The following is a 17908-nucleotide window of genomic DNA, read 5'->3' as shown; positions in this document are numbered from 1 at the left end:
CGGCCGTCGTAGACGGACCACTGCGACACCGACCGGCCCGCCGAGCCCGAGCCGACGTCGAAGTACACCGGCCCCGGCACGCTCCCGTCCTCCAGCAGCACACCGAGCCAGCCCTCATGCGAGCTGCCGAACTCCTCCGTCGTCCACGACTCCCGACCATCCACAACAACCTCCCGCCACCCGCCCGCCGGGCGGGCCCGGTTGGACGCGCCCGGCACAGGCCCGAAACCACGGACCGGCAACTCGACTCCCCCAGCTGTCGGCTTCCACAGCCGAGCCCAACCCCGGGCCGGCGCGCGCGAGAAACCGGGGATGGTGGTGGACTCCGCGTCGGGACGTCCCGACGGACCGGGGTCCGCTCAAAGGCCGGCGGCGGGGTACTGAGCTCTCCGCGACGCTCAGGCGGTGCTGCCGCGGCTCGGTTGGTGCCGGGACCGCGGCTACGACGGCCCCGCCGTCCCGGTCTGGGCGCAGCGGCTCGCGGTGCCGGACTCCGAGACCCCCGCCCGCTCGCGCATGGCCATCGACAGGCTGGTCGCCCGCCTCGAGGTGCACCTGCGGGAGAAGACGCTGTGGCGGATGCTCTACGAGACCGCCAGCCGCGCGGAGGAGATCCTTGGCGTGAACATCGAGGACTTGGACTTCGCCGGCCGCCGCTGCCCGGTCAAGGCGAAGGGGGCAAAGTCGAAGTCCCGCCGCCGCGGCCAGGTCCGCGAGGACTTCGTGCTGGAGGCCGTCCACCGGGACGCCGGTACCGCCCGGATGCCGCCCCGGACCGGGGAAGGTCGTCAGCCCGCGCGACGTATGCCCTGATTCCGGCTTAGCCCGGCTGTCGTACGGGCAGGCCCGCGCACTGCTGGACGAGCACACCGCCGTACGTGGGCCGGGCACTGGCTGGGATCTGCACGGGTACCGGCACTCCTCCCTGTCCCGACACAAGAAGCCGGAAAATGTCCGCCGGTACTTCAAGCCCTCCCCGGAGGCCATCGCCGAGCTGACCAGCCTGCTCGCCCGGCAGACGCTCGGCGCTGATCCGTCGGCGGCAGGGCTCGGCGCCCCGTGGGCCTCGTGACGATGGCCATGACCATGTACGCCCCCCATTGCCCCGCAACCACTGACCTGGGCGCCAGCAGAGTCACCCCGTGCGGCTGCCGCGCGTCATCCCAATGTGCCGGAAATCTGACGGCAGAATGCGCCTGAGGGCCTTGGTGCAGGCACTGTCGAAGTCGCATCTCGTTTGTCTGTGTCATCGGCCGGCCGAACCGGCAGGCCCGTGTCGGGGCGCGAGTCCGGGTCTCTCGGGCTGGACGTTCCCCGCGGGCGCACCCTGACGTTCCCTGTCCGGGCGTCGGACGTCATAGCGGCTCCAACGACGAGGGGAGATTCTTATGAGCGCCTACCCGGGGATCGCCGATCACGGGATGGTCGGTGACCTTCAGACGGCCGCGTTGGTGTCCTCTGACGGGACGATCGACTGGTGGTGCACGCCCCGCTTCGATTCGCCCAGCATGTTCGCCTCGCTGCTCGACAGCGAACGCGGGGGTTACTGCCGGCTGGCCGCGCACCTCCCAGGCGGGCAGGAGCCGGTGGTCCGCCAGCTCTACCTCTCCGACACCGCCGTCTTGGTCACGCGGTTCATGGCGCCGGGCGGCGTCGGTGAGGTCGCCGACTTCATGACCCCCCTGACCACAGGGACCCCGACGGACTGCCACCGGCTGGTGAGGGTGGTCAGGGTGGTGCGGGGCAGCTTGGACTTCCGCCTGACCTGCCGACCACGGTTCGACTACGGCCGTGCCGCGCACACCCTGGAGCGGACCGGGGAGGCGGCCGTGGTCTTCCACGGCCCCGGCACCGACCTGCACCTGCAGGTCACCAGCCCCTTCGTACTCCATCCCGATGACGACGACCTCACCGCCCGCTGCACCCTCACCGCCGGGCAGACCGCCGCCGTGGTCCTGACCTCCGATGCGAGCGGCTCCGCCGCCCCGGCGGAGCTGGTCCCCGAGGACATCCGGGCGGAGCTGGAGGCATGCCGGACGTTCTGGCACGGGTGGTTGCGCTCCTCCACCTACCGCGGCCGGTGGCGCGACATCGTCAACCGCTCCGCGATCACCCTCAAGCTGCTCACCTACGCTCCCTCCGGCGCTCCGATCGCAGCCGCGACCATGGGACTGCCCGAGCAGATCGGCGGCGAGCGCAACTGGGACTACCGCTACACGTGGGTCCGTGACTCCTCCCTGGCCGTCAGGGCGCTGTCCGACCTCGGGTTCACCGACGAGGCCGCAGCCTTCCGCCGGTGGCTGCGCGATCGCCTGGAGGCCGGCGGCACCGCCTCGGGCGAGCCCCTCCAGATCATGTACCGCATCGACGGGGACCCCCACCTGACCGAGGAAGTCCTGGACCACCTGGAGGGCTACGAGGGCTCGGCCCCCGTACGGGCGGGCAACGCGGCCGCCGACCAGATCCAGCTCGACATCTACGGCGAGGCCGCCGACGCCCTGGCCCAGGCCGGCGAGATGGGAGGAATCCGGGGCTGGAAGACCTTCGCCGACGTGCTGGACTGGCTCGCCGACCACTGGGACCGGCCCGATGAGGGCATCTGGGAGACCCGTGGCGGCCAGCAGGAATTCACCTACAGCCGCCTCATGACCTGGGTCGCCTTCGACCGCGGCATCAGACTCGCGACCCTCCACTCCCGGCCCGCCGACACCGCCCGCTGGGCGCAGGTGCGCGACACCGTGTTCCGGCAGATCGTCGAACGCGGCTGGAACGAGCAGCGGCAGGCCTTCGTCCAGCACTACGCCACGGACGTCCTGGACGCCTCCCTGCTGCTGATGCCCCGCGTCGGATTCCTCTCTCCCACGGACCCGGCCTGGCTCAGCACCCTGGACGCCATGGAGCAGGAGCTCGTCAGCGACAGCCTCGTCTACCGGTACGACCCCGAGGCGTCCCCGGACGGACTGCGTGGCTCCGAGGGCACCTTCAACCTCTGCAGCTTCCTCTACGTCGAGGCGCTGGCCCGCTCGGGCCGCCTCCACCAGGCCCGCTACGCCTTCGATAAAATGCTGACCTACGCCAACCACGTCGGCCTGTTCGCCGAGGAGATCGGTCCGTCCGGCGAACAGATCGGCAACTTCCCCCAGGCGTTCACGCACCTCGCTCTGGTGGCTGCGGCCATCGCCCTCGACGAGCAGCTCGACCGGGCGGAACGCGGCGGCACCGATGGCTGACCCCGCCCCGGCCCCGAACACACCTGCCGCCCTGCGGCGGGTCATCGCCCCCCTTGCCCTCGCCCAGTTCATCTGCAGCTTCGCCGGCTCCAACATGAACGTGATGATCAACGACATCAGCGAGGACCTCGACACCACCGTGCAGGGCGTCCAGGTTGCCATCACGGTCTTCCTGCTGGTGATGGCCGCCCTGATGATCCCCGGCGGCAAACTGACCGACCGCTACGGCCGCAAACGCTGCCTGCTCGCCGGCCTCGTCATCTACGGCGTCGGCGCGCTGCTCAGCGCCGCCGCACCGGGCCTGGGCGTCCTCATCCTGGGCAACTCCATCCTCGAAGGCGTCGGCACGGCCCTGCTCATCCCACCCGTCTACATCCTCACCACGCTGCTCTTCACCGACACGACCTCACGCGCCCGGGCATTCGGAATCATCATGGCGCTCGGCGGCATCGGCGCCGCGGCCGGCCCGCTGATCGGCGGACTCATCACCTCGGCACTCAGCTGGCGCGCCGCTTTCGCCTTCCAGGCCCTCGTGATCGTCGTGATCATCGTCCTCAGCCGCCGCATCGAGGACCCCCTCCCGCCGGACCCGACCCGCCCCTTCGACACCGTCGGCACCGTCCTGTCCGCCGTCGGCCTCATCCTGGTCGTCACCGGCATCCTCGCCGCCGACGACAACGCCTGGCTGATGCTCGCCCTCCTCGCCCTCGGCGCGCTCTTCCTGTTCGCCTTCTTCCGCTGGGTCCGAGCCAGAGAAAGCGCAGGCAAGGAACCACTGCTCTCCACCAGGCTGTTCCACGTCCGCACCTCCAACCTCGGCCTCGTCACCCAGAACACCCAGTGGCTGCTCCTGATGGGAGTGTCCTTCTCCGTGGCCTCCTACCTGCAGGTCGTCCGCGGCTACGACGCGATCCAGACCGGCGTGATCTTCACCGCGGCCACCCTCGGGATCCTCGTGTCCTCCCTCGCAGCCGAACGCCTCGCCAAGCGCCACGCCCAGCGCACCCTCATCCTCACAGGATTCGCCGCCACCACCGCCGGCATCATCGTCCTGGTCGTCGTGGTGGGCGGTTCCCCCAGCCCCTGGGCCTTCACGCCCGGACTCCTCCTCATCGGCCTCGGACTCGGCGTGATGCTCACCCCCTCGGTCAACATCGTCCAGTCGAGCTTCGCCGAGGACCAGCAGGGCGAGATCTCCGGCCTCTCCCGCAGCGTCTCCAACCTCGGCTCCTCACTCGGCACCGCCATCGCCGGCACCATCCTGGTCGCCGGCCTCACCAGCCACGCCTACGCCGCCGCCATGATCACCCTCGCAGTCGTCGGACTCATCGGCCTCACCGCCGCCGCGCTTCTCCCGCGCCGCCCGCCACACACCCCCACCCCCACCGGCCGACAAGCCAACGCCGAATGAGGCAGAGGTCGCCTGCCTCGAGACTGCGGATCGGTCTCCCTACCGGCCGGCCGGGCATACCTCGGTCCGGTCTCCGGTGACGCCGGTCGGCCGGTGTACGTCCTACGCTGGACGTCGGTTCCCGGCCTACCCGGCCGAGTAGGGCCGCTGGCGCTTGTCACTCCTCGTCGCCGATGCCCGGAGCACGCAATGGCCGCAGGCCGCCGGGCAGGGCCCGGCAGGTCCGGCAGGGAGAGCGAGTATCGGCCCAGCACGTTGATGTGATGCCGCACGAAGGGTGAGAGAGTCGGGGCACGTCCTCGTCACGGACGTCAAACCCGTCCGCGCGCGCACTTGGCCTGCTGTTCGGCAGCGGTTCCTTCCGCGCCCGTCGGATGTGGCCCGGTCCGTGGTCCCTTCCCCGAGCCGGCGCCGTCGTCACGAACCGGGTCGGCCCTGCCCGCGTCGGCGTTGTAGAGGTCCAGCTGGCTACTGCCAACCCCGGCAACCACTTAGTGGACCTGCGCAGCGCAGCCGACGCGCCGACGGCCGTACAGGCATGGCTCAACGGCCGGCACGGCATACGAAGCTTCGGCGCCATGGTGCCGCGCTGGACCTACCGCTTCAAGCTGAGCCCGAACTCCTTGGGCGATGAATACGACGGGCTGGCCTACATCGCGGTCTCGTCCGACTCCCGGCCTCTCCCGGCCCCATAAACAACCTCTTGCCAGAGCAACATCAAGAAAGGTCGGCGGGAGCGGCCCAGTCGACCGCCCCTCGACCCTTGTCATGTGAGCCTCGGGAACAGGTACTTCGCTTGTCGTTTGACGTCCGCCCTCGAACAGGCGGGCGCTGGGGTGGCAGGCCGTGGCCGTGAGAATCGCAAGGAGCGACCAGCTGAGGCCGCTGTCGACGTGCTGGCTCCACTGGATAGCTGTACCGACCGGGGCAAGCAGGCGTCATTGCTTCTCTGGGTCTCACCCGGCCCAGGCCGGTGGCATTCGCCGAGGCCGAGGCAGGCGGCCAGCGGCAGACACCACGGCCAGCCACCGCCCGGACCGTAGCCGCCCCGCCCCTTCACCGCTTTCACCAGCTTCGCGAATCGGTCGATCCGCAAGCCCGTGAACGTCTCCACCCACACCGGCTCAGCCCGCAACACCCCACCCGCACAGGAGAAATTCCCGTAGGCGATCCTTCTGCAACAACCTTTAGCCGGAATTTCACCCGGGTCAGCGCTCCCCCGTCAGCAGGCGTTCCACGTCGCGCGCGCTGGGCATGGTGGACCCCCTTTAGCGGCAATACGGAAGCCCTGCTGAGGTTCGCCGAAGGAACATGATCTACCGGGCGTCGTTCAGCCAATCGCCCGGGAGCAGGTCGCGTATTTCGTTGAGGGCTGCTTCGGTGCGGCCACGGGCCAAGAGAGCCATGCCGTCGTCGTCACGCAGAAGCACGTCACGGCCGAGGAACCAACGGATGCTGTGCTCCTCCTCGCCCATCGGATAGGCCGGGAAAGGCAGTCGAGCGCAGTTCTGCTCCAGCACCTCCATTGCGTCGTCGTCGAAGTCGCACAGGAAGTCGCAGAGCTCGCCCTCGGACTGCACGGATTCCGACAGCACGATCTCAACGAAGCAAAGGGACAGCCGCTCCAGCCAGCTATCCCAGCGTTCGGCGGCCTTGTCGGCCAAGTCCGCCCTGATGAAGACGGCAGGGTCTTCGTCTACCAGTTCGTCGAGAAGGATCCCCCAGGAAGCGGCCCCCTGGTTCTCGTGCCGGAAGACCAGCGCTTCCTTGGCCTCATCCACATACAGCTCGGGCGGGCTGAGCAGGACGTCGTGGTTGCTGGTCAGGTCCCGACGGCGGCCGAACAGCAGATACGCCTCTCGAAGCGCCAACGGCAGCCGGATACCGAGCCTCTCCTCCGCGGCCACGAGATCCGCCTCGCCCCAGCCGTCGTCATCACCGAGAGCCTCCGACCAGTTCGCAACGAACCCACGGATGAACTCCCATGCACCCCCGCGGCCTTCAACACCCGCGGTGAGCGACCGCACCATATCGAACTCACGTGTCATGCCAGAATGATATCGGCCCCCCTGGCACCTGCACCGAGCGGTCGACACGCCGATGCTGGTGCTCTCAGAACTGGGTTCTGGCACAGATCTTGGGGAGCTGTCGCGGAGCGTCACCTCGATGTTCGATTGCGAGAGGACGGTTCGCGTGAGACCGCGTACGCCTTGTCGTCTGATCGTCGGAAGTGACGCTCCCTCAGGTGCTTGCCGGCCGCTGCTGTGGTCGGCTGTGAACGGTGATGGTGCTGGTCATGCAGACCGATGTACCGTTTTGGGACTCGCTGGTGTTCGACGGGATCGACGAGGTGGATGTCGATGCGGTGACGGCCGCGTTCGGCAGAGTCGAGGTGGTGGCGAGAGGCCGCGCGGCCAGCTCCGCATGTCCGGACTGCGGCTGCTTCTCTGACCGAGTCCACGACCGATACCTGCGCAGGCTGAAGGACCTCCCGCTCGCTGAGCAGGGCTTTGTCATCCTGCTGACGGTTCGGCGCTTCATCTGCGGAGCCGCGGACTGTCCGCGCCGGACGTTCGCCGAGCCGTTCTCCCAGCTGGCCGCTCCGCACGCGCGGTTCACCACTCGGCTCAACCACGCCCTGGAGCGAGTGGCGCTGGCGCTGGCCGGGCGGGCCGGAGCCCGGCTGGCGGCCCAGCTGGGGTTTGGAGCGGGACGGATGACCTTGTTACGCAGGGTCATGGCCTTGCCCGATCCGCAGTTCAGCACTCCGCGGGTGCTGGGCGTGGACGACTTCGCGATCCGTCGCGGCCAGACCTACTCCGCGGTCTTGACCAGTGTCGAGGACCATCGTGTGGTCGATGTCCTCCCGACCCGCGAGGCCGGGCCACTGGCCGCCTGGCTGATCCGCCACTCTGGCGTGGAGATCATCTGCCGGGACCGGGCGGGCGCCTACGCCGAGGGTGCCCGGCGCGGTGCCCCCGATGCTCTGCAGGTCGCTGACCGGTTCCATCTGTGGCAGGGCCTCGGCCGGGCCGTGGAGACCTGCGTCGCCGCCCACCGCGACTGCCTGCGTAACCCATCGCCCAGCGGCACGCTGCCGGAGACCACGCCACTGGCTGGCGGTCGGCCGCAGGGCGACTCGGATCCCGTCGGGCCGGCGGGCCGACCGGAAGAAGGCAGCACACGCCTTGGTCCACGAATTGCTGGCCCAGGGACACTCACGCCGGGCGATCGCCCGGCACCTGGGCTGGGGTCTCAACACCGTGCTCCGGTACGCGAACGCCGCACGCTGGCAGGACACCTTCCGCGAGAACCGCCCCCGGCCCAGCAGACTGGACCCCTATAAGCCCTACCTGGAGCGCCGGTTCGCCGCCGGATTCACCAGCGTCACCCACCTCCACAGTGAACTCGTAGCCGACAACGCGCCCGTCACCTACCAGATGGTCCGCGCCCACATCGCCACCCTCCGCGGGGCTCCGACCGGCACGCCGGTGCGGCCGCCGACAGTGCGGCAGGTGACCGGCTGGATCACCCGGCACCCCACGACGCTGAACGAGGAAGACCGAGCCGGCCTGAAGGAGGTCCTGGCCCGCTGCCCCGAGCTGGACAAGGCCGCCGCACATGTCCGCGACTTCGGCGAGATACTCACCAACCGCCTCGGCTCCACACTCCCCACCTGGATCGACGCAGTCGACGCCAGCCAGCTACCGGGCCTCACCGGCTTCGCACTCCACCTGCTCCGAGACCTCGACGCCGTGACAGCGGGGCTCACTCTCGACTGGAGCTCCGGCAGCATCGAGGGCGCCGTCAACCGGATCAAGAAGATCAAGAGGCAGCTCTACGGCCGAGCCGGATTCGAACTACTCCGCAAGATGATCCTCCTCCAGTAACACTCCGCAATTCCTCAAGATCTTTTGCCTAGACCATCCATTCCAAGGTGTTCAACGGTTGTCTGAAGGCAGGAAAGCGAGCGCCTCTTCGAGGTTGTGCTCAGCGATGCCCATCATGAAGTCGCGGTCGGGGAAGTCGCCGTCGAGGAGCCGCAGTGGCCCCGCAACGAGAGACAGGCGCATCGCCAGCGTGTAGAACGTCAGGCGCTGTTCGTCGAGATCGCTACGGTCCAACGACTGGTAGTGCTCACCGAAGCGCAGTCGTAGGAACGCATGCTCCCACTCGACGTCGAAGAACATCAGCCCTTCGATGTCGATGAGGACCGGCTGCCCGTCCGGATCCACCAGCACGTGGTCCGGACCGAGTTCCCCGTGGACGAGCCCGAGTTGCGAGCGTGGGCGCACGGCGGCGGCCAGTGCCCGGACTGCGTCCTCCAAGTGGTCGCGGGAGCGTGTGATCCGCGGGTCGCGTGAAGCGGCTTCGGAGAGGTCATCGAGCGCGCGTTCTAGGACGGTTTGCTCGCATGAGCTGCCCTCGGAAGTGCCGCCTTTATCGATCAGGGCGACTTTCCCGAAGTGTGGGCCTTGGTGTCGTTGCATCGAATCGAGTGTCTTGGCGAGTCGAGCCATGGTCGTTTCCACGCTGTGCGGGTCCTGGCGGAGCAGTGTCTCCAGGTTCTCGCCTGGCACGTCCTCGACCACCGCCACGTCTGCCGGATAGTGGCTCCTGCTTCGGTCGGCCAGACGGATTCGGGGGGTGCGGATCCCCAGGGTGTCCAGGTGCCGGTGGGCGGCTTCGAAGAGCTCGATGCCGGAGGCGGGCGAGAACGGGTCAGCATGGTTGTCGGCCTGGTCGGCCGACGTGGTGGGCCAGTAGTTCTCGGCGTCGTCCCAGATGTAGACGATGGCGGTGGAGTCATTGTCGAGGGTGAGGCGGTACACGCCCTTCTTGCTTCCACCTCGGAGCCGCGCGATGTTCACAAGGCGATGCTCGGTGCCCAGGGCCGCGCGTGCGACGCCTGCCAGATGATCCCGTGTGACAACCCTGCGTACCGCGTCCATGGCCTGCCTCCCCCAGTATCGGCTATATGACCCCCGCTCGGAGCAGAACGCTGCCGCGTGGGTCTGCCACCGCACAGGCGAGCGATCTTAGGCGATGCCTGCTCACATGGAAGGTGAGAGCCCAACCTTGCTGCATGAAGACAGACTTGGACTCCCGCACAATCGAACGCTGGGGTGACGCTCCGCGACCGCTCCCCAAGATCTTTGCCGGAACCCAGAACTGAGGGATATTTCCACCCGGCAAGATCAACATCCGCTGCTGGAACTCGGCATCAAACGGTCTTCGCCATCGCCTGCGAAGCCACCCTGGCCGTTCCCGGCTCTGCCTTCGCCGCGACCGGCGAATTCAGCTACACCTTCACCGACGACCGGGGCAAGCTGCGCACCACCGCCCTACACGGGGCTGGCCGTCGACCAGGTCGCCATCGAGGGCGAGACCGGGGACGGGACCCGGGTGCGGGTCCTGGTCGAACTGCGTGGCACGAACCACGACGGCGTCCGGGTGCCGCTCTCTTACGCGCTCACGCTCACCGGCCGGGCGGGGCGCCGGGAGATCTCCTCCCTGGACGCTGCCCCGCCCGTCCTGGAGCCGAGCCGGCGGGTGGGGCTGGGGGCGGGTGGGTCTCGGTGCGCGAGCTGGTGTGCCCGACCGGCGACGCGCCAACCGCTACGACGTCGGACGCGTCCTCGCCATCGGCGAGTCCCACACCCGACCCGCACACCACGAGGTCGGCACCAAGCCCCGGCGAACTGGGTGAGCGTCAAAGTGATGGCTCTTCGACGGTGCGGCCACGGTGTGGCGGCGGGTGGGGACGAGATGCCGTCCCCGATGAGCACGGTGGCCCTGGCGAACCGGCCCGGGTGATCAGGAACGCACGCGGCGGAGCTCAGACGTACGGGTTGGGTGGCTGGGGGAGGTCATGGGACTCCTTGGGGGTGACCGTGACACATCAGGGAGATGGAGCCTGCTGCGGCGCCCCAACCGGCTGGAGGTGGGGGGATTGGGTGATTCGCCCGTGTGTCCGCGAGCCTGGCCGCCAAGACCGTCGTCTACGCGGCATCGAGCGGTAGCGTGCGGCCGGTGGGCTTGCAGGGGGCGCACGGGCTGGGTCGCATTGCGTTGCCCGCGGAACTCAGCCGAGCAGTGAACGGGAAGCCATGGTGGCCCGCCTTGCGGGTAGCGCTGTCGTCTTAGGTGAGGGGCAATGATCGTATCGGTGGTGTCGATGCCGGAGGGTATCGTCGCTCGGACAGCGTTGTCCGAGGTCAGGGAGCGTCTAGCGACCTCCGACTTCGTGGTCGTGGACATCGACGAAGGAGAAGACCCCCCGTCTGACGAACAACCACTCGCCCGCCTGCTGGGACTGGATGACAAAACGTGGGATTGGCTCGGCAGACCGTATGAACCCGTACGGGCCGTGTACCACGCAGGAGTTGTCGGATGTGTTGTGCCGGTGGTCGACGGCAGCCACATCAAGCACATCCACGTCTTCGCCAGCGAACGGCACCTCGTCACCATCCACCACGGGCCGGTGAGACTGATCGAAAACTTCATCGGACGGTTGCCGGAGGACATGCCCTCCGACGGAACGACGGCGGCCTTCCTCTTTCTGCACGGTGTGTTGGAGGCCTTTCGCAGGGCCACCGCCGATGCGCTCCTGGACGTAGGGGAGGTTGAGGAGGCGATGTTCGAGGGGCGGGCGTCGCAGTACGTCCATCAGCTGGCCCACCTGCGACGGCGCGCCGCCCAGCTGCACCGTGCGTTCCTTCCCTACGCCGCAGTCGCGCAGGAGTTTCTCACTCATCGCAGGATGGCCAACCCCGGTATCTCGGAGGAGCGGCGAGTGCTGAACCATACGCACGAGAGCACCGTGCAACTGGTGGTGATGGAGATCAACTCCCTGCGAGATGAAACCAGACGGGCCGCCGACACCTACGCCTCCCTCGTCGCCGACCAGCAGAACCTTGTGATCAACAAACTCGCGATCGCCTCCGTCATCTTCTTGCCGCTGTCATTCCTGACCGGCTTCTTCGGAATGAACTTCAGCTATCTCAGCAACCACTTGTCGAGCGAGAAGACCTTCCTGTGGCTGGGCATCGGCATGCAACTGTGCGCTCTGTTCGTTGCCATGTACGTCGTGCTGTACCGGACGCACTGGCGCCAGCTCCGGGACGGCGGGCCCCGCGATGTCGCCGCCGGCGGCCGCGGCGAACGATCGGACCGATCCTGAACTCGATTGGCCACGCGATCAGACTGCAGAGCGAGTCGCAGCCTGGAGGTGCAGTTCGGGAAGTTGGTGAACGACCGACGCTTCGGCGCCGATGGGTGTCCATCGACCGCACCTAAAAGGCCATGAACGATCCGGGCTGCCAGCCGTACCCTCGTCCGCTGCCGCTGTCAGGTTGTTTGACCGAGAAGTCGCTCGCCACCTGGGGCTGCGGGGCCCGGACCGGGCAGTGCCTGTTCAGCTGGTTCTGCCCGGGGCCTGCAGTGCACATCAGCCCGGCTCAGCGCCCGTCGTCCGTGGGCGGGTCGGCTGCCGTGGTCTGCATGTGCTCCCGGCCGCGGTGGGCCGCACCCATAATGGCCTTGATGACCAGGCCGAAGACGATCAAGTCCATCAGCATCTGCATGGTGACCGCCAGCTGGGCCGCCTCGGACTTGGCGGTAATGTCGCCGAACCCAACGGTGGTGAACACGGTCACGGCGAAGTAGAGCCCGTTGGTGTGTGACAGGTGCCTGCCGAAGCTGCCGGGAGACTGCGCGGCCATCGTGACGTAGCCTCCTGCGATCAGCAACAGGAAGAACGGAATGCTGACCGCCAGCGCCTCGATGGCCCGTAGCGCCGGGTACCGGGAGAGGAGGATGGAACGGACCTGGAACGCGACCAGGACGACGAACCCCACAAGACCTGTGAGCAGGATCAGGATGACGATCGAGGTACTCATCGAGACCTTGTCCAGGGGCCCGGCGTAATACAGGGTCACCAGCGTGGCGACTGAGGCCAGCACACGCAGCGCGCTCCATACGAGCCGGCCGAACAGACGCCGTGCTCCGTGGTGTGTTTGGAGAACCCCACCCGTGCCAGCGTTCATGAAGCCCACCCCGGCCCGATGGCTGCGGATCGCATGGACACGTCGCAGTGATCCCGCCTCGTGCCGGGCGCCATACTCAGGATGATCACCAGCCCGATCACAACGAAGAACGACGGCAGAGACGACAACGGCGCGCATCGGCCCGTGGTCGTAACCGGAGCCGATAGCCCTTCGCGTGGGACGGACGATGACGGCCGAGAGGGGCAAGCCGCGGCCCGCGCCGAGGCCGGGTGTGGAAGGCAGCCCACGTGTCAATCCGGACGCGCCGACTGCCACGGCTCATAGAAGCAGCTTCTGGCGACCGAACCGTCCGACCAACAGGAACAACATGGTGAACCAGAAGAAGCCGATGGACGCGCAGGCAGGACCGCGTTCACCCGGATGCCACGCCTACTGAACGCCCTGCTGAACCCTGGAGGCAGCCTTCGGGCGGGACGACCAGGACGGCCGGTCTCACTGCCACGAACAGGAGGCTGCGGAGCTCTGCGAACAACAGCAGGACCCGCGATCGGAGCCAGGCCCTCTTCTTCGCGTGCGCCGGCATCTTGTTGGGCCCTGCCTCCTGTGACATGCAGGACTCGCCGCCGCGCAGGGTGGGCCGCTGACCGTATCCGGCCGCTCTGCTCAACCGAGGACTCGGCGCTTCTGCTCGGCGAATTCCTCCTCGGTCAGGACTCCTTGCTCCTTGAGGGAGCTGAGCTGCTTGAGCTGGTCGATCTTGCTGCTCATGTCGTCGGCCGGGGCGGCGGGCGGCGGCGCCGGAGCCGGAGCCTCGTTTTGAGCCGGTGCCTGCTGCGGTCCGGCATCCTGTTGTGCCCAGCGGCCTGCTTGCCGCCGGGACACCCGATTGGACACCGCCGTGGCGGTTCCGGCGACGACGGCGGTGCGGGCGACGCCGCGAAGAAGTCCGGGCATGGCACTCATCTCCAGATGGCGGGAACGCCGTATCTGCACACGTTCCCCGTATGTCGTTGACGCGGGCGGAAGCGACCGTCACCCCGGGGGGGCCTCCATGGTCTCCAGCGAAGCGAGCAGCGCCTGTACGGGAATCCGCCCGTACGCCACGAGCTGTGCTCCGCCGCGCCGCAGGGCGCGGGCGAACGGGGCCGCCCACGTGTTCTCGTACACGAGGACGCCGGCCGAGGAGCCGGGCTCCAGCGCCGTTCCGGCTTCGTCCAGGTCGCTCTGGTCGAGCAGTCCGGACGAGGCTCCCTCGAAGACGCTGAGATCGACCTCGTCGCCGAAGTCACGGATCTCCAGCCCTGTGACAGAACCGTCCTCGTCCTTGCGGACGAAGGCGAGGTCGAGGACGCGGATGATGCCCCGCTCGACGAGATCGACCAGCAGGGGCCAGCCCTCACCCGTCATGCGGTTGCCCGGAAATTCGATCACCAGGTAGTCGACGGGGCCCATGTCCTCGATGTCATTGAACTCTGTGCGTTCCTCGGCCTCGCTGCTCATGCCAACTCCTGTCAGGCGAAGGGAGGTGATCGGCGCGCCCGGTCGACCACGGTGCGCTGCCGGTGTTCCCGGCGCACACGGGGTGCTGGATCGGACGTCACCTCCCCCCATTGCAGCACCGCGCCCGCCCCTGCGCATGTGCGGGCGGCCGCCCCGGTCACCGGTGCGGTGTCACCCGGTCAACTGGTAGATGCTCTTGGCGGTCAGCCACAGGCCGAGAACCAGGCAGATGACCACGATCGCCTGCTCCTTGTGGCCCTCCAGCCACCCCCGCAACCGCAGCAGCCGGACCTGGGCGCTCTGCGGTGCGAGCACGATGTAGAGCTCGGCGCCGATCAGGCCGGCGCTGGCGAGCAGGCAGAAACCGAACAGGGCGAGAGTGGAGCTCAGATGCGACGTGTCCGCCTCAAGCACAGTCACCGCACCCGCCGCCACCATGCCCCACGGCTGGAGCACCACGGCCAGGCCCGCCGCCGCCCAGACCGAGCTGTTGTCCATCGTGGCGGTCATTTCGGAGGCCGTGTCGCCTGAAGGGGGGCTGGGCGGCCCGGGGCCGCCGGCCGGGGCCGAGCTCTGGTCGGCGGCCGTCCGCACGCGGTGGCGGCGACGCAATCCGTAGCTCACCAGCGCGATACCGATGGCCAGCTTGGCCACCAGGCCCGCCAAGCCGGGCGGGGATCGGGGTGCCGGGGGCTCCCCGCCAGTGACCCCGAGGACGATCGCGATGACCACCACGAGGCAAGCGAGCCAGGCCAGGATGAAGACCAGCCCCTTCCACGCGCCCCTGGCGGACGACACGACCAGGACGAACGCCATGATGGGCAGCGGGTCGAGGACGATGGCCAGTGCGATGAGCATGAGGTCGAGGGCCACGACGCCCCAATCCTGTGACGACATCGGACGCGAAGACACGACGACATTACGCACCGTACGGCTTCGCGACATCTTCTGCGTCTTGCGCCCCGCCGCCGTCCGAGATGCCCCACCCGGCCGGGTCCTCCAATCTGGACGCACACGAAGGAGGCCTCATGACGACGACCGCTCCGCCGGCTCTGAACCTGGCGTCCGGCCGTCGGTCTCCCGGCTCCGCATGCCCCCGGCTCCGACCGGTGTGCTGCTGATGCCCGTCGGCCGGCGGGTGCGCGGCGTACTGCGGTCCTCCTGGTGGCGGACCCGCTCGCGGCAGACGGTGGCAGCCGTGCGGCGCCTCCAGCTCGACGTCGAGATCCGGTTCCCGGTGATCACCCAGATGGCGGAGCGCATGGTGTCGGTGAACATCTTCGACTCCGCGACGCGGGTGGCCGCGCAGGTCTTCCTGACCGCGGTGCCCCTGCTCTTCGTCATCGCGTCGTTCGCTCCGCCGGGTCTGCAGGACCAGCTGGCCGCCTCGCTGCGCGCGGTATTCGGGCTCACCGGGGCGGCGAACGACCAGCTGAACGACCTCTTCGGCGGATCCCACGACGAGGGTGTGCAGAGCACGGTGGGGGTGGTGGGCTCCCTGATGGTGCTGCTGTCGGCGACGGCCGTGAGCCGTGCCGTGCAGCGGTTGTGCAAGCGGGCCTGGGAAATACCCCGGAGGGGGGCCCGGATCGCCGTCTGGCGCTGGGGGGTGTGGATCGCTGTCTGGATGTGTCTGCTCGTCGTACAGGGCCCGGTGCGCGACGGGTTCGGCGTCGGCCTGTGGCTGGGCGTCCCCCTCACGCTCGTCTTCCAGACGGCGGCGTGGTGGTGGACCCAGCACCTGTTGCTGGGCGGGACCGTCGGGTGGCTTCCTCTGCTCCCCGGTGCGCTGATCACCGCCGGTGCCGTCACCGCGCTGTCGCTGACGGCGCGCTTCTACATGCCCGTCGCCCTCAACCGGGCGCTGGCCGAATACGGGGCGGCCGGCTCGGTCTTCGTCCTGCTGTCGTGGCTGATCGTGTTGTGTGTGGCCGTCGCGATCGGCATCAGCGTGGGCGCCGTCCTGGCGCAGGATCCGTGGCTCGCCCGCCGGCTGAACAGCCCGGCCCCGAACTGGCGGCGACCGGAGCGGGCGAAGCCGTGAGCACCACCCGAGAACGTCCGGCCGGTCGGCTGACCTGACCGGCGCGGCGACCGGGTGCCCTTCACCGCGGTGGCAAACTGCCTTCATGTCAGCCATGGCGCGCACGGGCGAGAAAGCGGGAGCCGCGAAGCTCGTCCTGCTGACACTGTCGGCGGGGCAGTTCCTGATGGCTCTGGACAGCTCGGTGATGAACGTCTCGATCGCGACGGTCGCGGAGGACGTCGGAACCACCGTGACCGGAATCCAGGGCGCGATCACGGCCTACACGCTGGTGATGGCCATGCTCATGGTCTGTGGCGGCAAGGTCGGCGCGCTCATCGGCCGCAGACGGGCCTTCATGATCGGCTGCGTCATCTACGGATGCGGGTCCTTGACGACGGCACTCGCACCGAGCCTGCCGGTCCTCATGTTCGGCTGGTCGTTCCTCGAAGGTGTGGGAGCGGCGCTGATCCTGCCCGCGATCGTGGCGTTGGTGGCCTCGAACTTCGGTGTGGAGCGGCGCCCGGCCGCCTACGGCCTGGTCGCGGCTGCGGGAGCGGTGGCGATCGCGCTCGGACCGCTCATCGGCGGGCTGGCGACCACCTTCTTCTCCTGGCGCTGGGTGTTCGCCGGCGAGGTCCTGGTGGTGGCGGCCATCCTCATGCTCGCCCGCCGCGTCAACGACGCGCTCCCCGAGCAGCGCACGCGCATCGACGTCCTGGGCGCGATCCTGTCCGCCGTGGGTATCGGCCTGTTCGTGTTCGGCGTGCTGCGCACGAGCACGTGGGGCTGGTTCCAGCCCAAGGCCACCGGGCCCTCCTGGGCCGGACTTTCCCCCGTCATCTGGCTGATGCTGGCCGGCCTCCTGCTGATCTGGCTCTTCTTCCGCTGGGAGGAACGCCGGGTCGCCCGGGGCACCGAACCGCTCATCGACCCCGCGCTGCTGCGCAACCGTCAGCTCACCGGTGGCCTGACCATGTTCTTCTTCCAGTACCTCGTCCAGATGGGCGTGTTCTTTGTCGTTCCGCTGTACCTCTCCGTCTCCCTCGGTCTGACCGCCCTCCACACCGGTGTGCTGATCCTCCCGCTTTCCCTGTCCCTGCTCGCCGCCGCGATCGGGATCCCCAAACTCCTCCCGGACGCCTCACCGCGGCGCGTCGTGAAACTCGGAATCCTGGCGATGTTCGCCGGGGCCGTCATCCTGCTGGCTGCCCTGGACGTGAATTCCGGCCCGTCCGTCGTCATCGTCCCGCTCCTGCTGATCGGGCTGGGGATGGGGGCGCTCGCCTCCCAGCTCGGATCGGTGACCGTCTCGGCCGTCCCGGACGAGCAGAGCGCCGAGGTCGGCGGCGTCCAGAACACCGTCACCAACCTCGGCGCGTCGATCGGCACCGCCCTCGCCGGATCGATGCTCATCGCGGTGCTGACCTCGTCGTTCCTGGCCACCATCGAACAGAGCCCGGCGATCCCCGCGGACGTCAAACAGCAGGCCGGAATCAGCCTCAGCGGTGGCGCCCCGTTCCTGTCGGACGAGCAGCTCACCGCCGCCCTCGAAAAGGCGGGCGCCGACACGGCCGAAACCCAGGCAGCGGTCGACGCGAACGCCACCGCCCGGATCGCCGGCCTGCGCGCCGCGCTCGCCATCCTCGGCGTGGCCGCACTGACCGCGCTCTTCTTCACACAGCGCATCCCCGCGAGCCAGCCCGCCGCGACGCGTCGGTGATCCGGAACCCCT

13 protein-coding genes and 3 pseudogenes are annotated in these 17908 nt (G+C 68.6%); 10 read left to right on the top strand and 6 right to left on the bottom strand.

Going from position 1 to position 17908, the window contains the following annotated elements; all coding sequences use genetic code 11:
- Nucleotides 1-402: 402 nt before the first annotated feature.
- The 4 genes and pseudogenes from ACFYYT_RS28540 to ACFYYT_RS28525 form a co-directional block, all read left to right on the top strand.
- Nucleotides 403-1032, top strand: a pseudogene (locus ACFYYT_RS28540) (site-specific integrase); the annotation flags it as partial.
- 356 nt (nt 1033-1388) lie between these two features.
- On the top strand, nt 1389-3230 hold the full coding sequence (locus ACFYYT_RS28535) for a glycoside hydrolase family 15 protein (RefSeq protein ID WP_351821981.1): 1842 nt from the start codon (nt 1389-1391) through the stop codon (nt 3228-3230).
- Nucleotides 3223-4641 (top strand): MFS transporter, encoded by a 1419-nt coding sequence (locus ACFYYT_RS28530; protein WP_351821984.1) that lies wholly within the window; start codon nt 3223-3225, stop codon nt 4639-4641. The genes ACFYYT_RS28535 and ACFYYT_RS28530 overlap by 8 nt, the downstream gene beginning before the upstream one ends.
- A gap of 374 nt (nt 4642-5015) precedes the next feature.
- Entirely contained in the window at nt 5016-5336 is a 321-nt protein-coding gene (locus ACFYYT_RS28525) for an erythromycin esterase family protein (RefSeq protein WP_388609714.1), read from the top strand.
- A gap of 621 nt (nt 5337-5957) precedes the next feature.
- Here ACFYYT_RS28525 and ACFYYT_RS28520 read toward each other — a convergent pair.
- Entirely contained in the window at nt 5958-6689 is a 732-nt protein-coding gene (locus ACFYYT_RS28520) for an SMI1/KNR4 family protein (protein ID WP_351821987.1), read from the bottom strand.
- A gap of 236 nt (nt 6690-6925) precedes the next feature.
- Between ACFYYT_RS28520 and ACFYYT_RS28515 the strand changes: the two are divergent.
- The 3 genes and pseudogenes from ACFYYT_RS28515 to ACFYYT_RS28505 all read left to right on the top strand — a co-directional run.
- A pseudogene (locus tag ACFYYT_RS28515) lies at nt 6926-7654 on the top strand (ISL3 family transposase); the annotation flags it as partial.
- Nucleotides 7623-7865 (top strand): annotated as a pseudogene (locus ACFYYT_RS28510) (hypothetical protein); the annotation flags it as partial. The pseudogenes ACFYYT_RS28515 and ACFYYT_RS28510, both read left to right, overlap by 32 nt.
- Nucleotides 7866-7904: 39 nt before the next feature.
- Complete coding sequence (locus ACFYYT_RS28505; protein ID WP_351822062.1) at nt 7905-8531, top strand: transposase; 627 nt, start codon at nt 7905-7907, stop codon at nt 8529-8531.
- A gap of 51 nt (nt 8532-8582) precedes the next feature.
- Here ACFYYT_RS28505 and ACFYYT_RS28500 read toward each other — a convergent pair whose 3' ends face one another.
- Nucleotides 8583-9593: a phosphotransferase gene (locus tag ACFYYT_RS28500; RefSeq protein WP_351821990.1), complete on the bottom strand. Its 1011-nt coding sequence runs from the start codon at nt 9591-9593 to the stop codon at nt 8583-8585.
- A 1205-nt stretch (nt 9594-10798) separates the two neighbouring features.
- On the opposite strand from ACFYYT_RS28500, the gene ACFYYT_RS28495 reads away from it, so the two are divergent.
- Entirely contained in the window at nt 10799-11824 is a 1026-nt protein-coding gene (locus tag ACFYYT_RS28495; protein WP_351821993.1) for a CorA family divalent cation transporter, read from the top strand.
- A 277-nt stretch (nt 11825-12101) separates the two neighbouring features.
- Here the strand turns inward: ACFYYT_RS28495 and ACFYYT_RS28490 are convergent, their stop codons facing one another.
- The 4 genes from ACFYYT_RS28490 to ACFYYT_RS28475 form a co-directional block, all read right to left on the bottom strand.
- Nucleotides 12102-12689, bottom strand: coding sequence for a potassium channel family protein (locus tag ACFYYT_RS28490; protein ID WP_351821996.1), 588 nt, complete (start codon nt 12687-12689; stop codon nt 12102-12104).
- 624 nt (nt 12690-13313) lie between these two features.
- Complete coding sequence (locus ACFYYT_RS28485; protein WP_351821999.1) at nt 13314-13604, bottom strand: SHOCT domain-containing protein; 291 nt, start codon at nt 13602-13604, stop codon at nt 13314-13316.
- A gap of 78 nt (nt 13605-13682) precedes the next feature.
- The gene (locus ACFYYT_RS28480; RefSeq protein WP_351822002.1) at nt 13683-14150 is read right to left on the bottom strand and encodes a DUF6325 family protein; all 468 of its coding nucleotides are present in this window, start codon (nt 14148-14150) and stop codon (nt 13683-13685) included.
- Between the two features lie 171 nt (nt 14151-14321).
- Nucleotides 14322-15023 (bottom strand): GAP family protein, encoded by a 702-nt coding sequence (locus ACFYYT_RS28475; RefSeq protein ID WP_388609737.1) that lies wholly within the window; start codon nt 15021-15023, stop codon nt 14322-14324.
- A 217-nt stretch (nt 15024-15240) separates the two neighbouring features.
- On the opposite strand from ACFYYT_RS28475, the gene ACFYYT_RS28470 reads away from it, so the two are divergent.
- Entirely contained in the window at nt 15241-16194 is a 954-nt protein-coding gene (locus ACFYYT_RS28470; protein WP_351822008.1) for a YhjD/YihY/BrkB family envelope integrity protein, read from the top strand.
- A gap of 85 nt (nt 16195-16279) precedes the next feature.
- Nucleotides 16280-17896: an MFS transporter gene (locus ACFYYT_RS28465; RefSeq protein WP_351822010.1), complete on the top strand. Its 1617-nt coding sequence runs from the start codon at nt 16280-16282 to the stop codon at nt 17894-17896.
- Nucleotides 17897-17908: the final 12 nt, after the last annotated feature.

Origin of the sequence: Streptomyces sp. NPDC002032 (assembly GCF_042890765.1) — a bacterium.
Lineage (GTDB): Bacteria > Actinomycetota > Actinomycetes > Streptomycetales > Streptomycetaceae > Streptomyces.
Note: the sequence above shows the minus strand (reverse complement) of the source record. Positions and strands in the feature narration are given on the sequence as shown.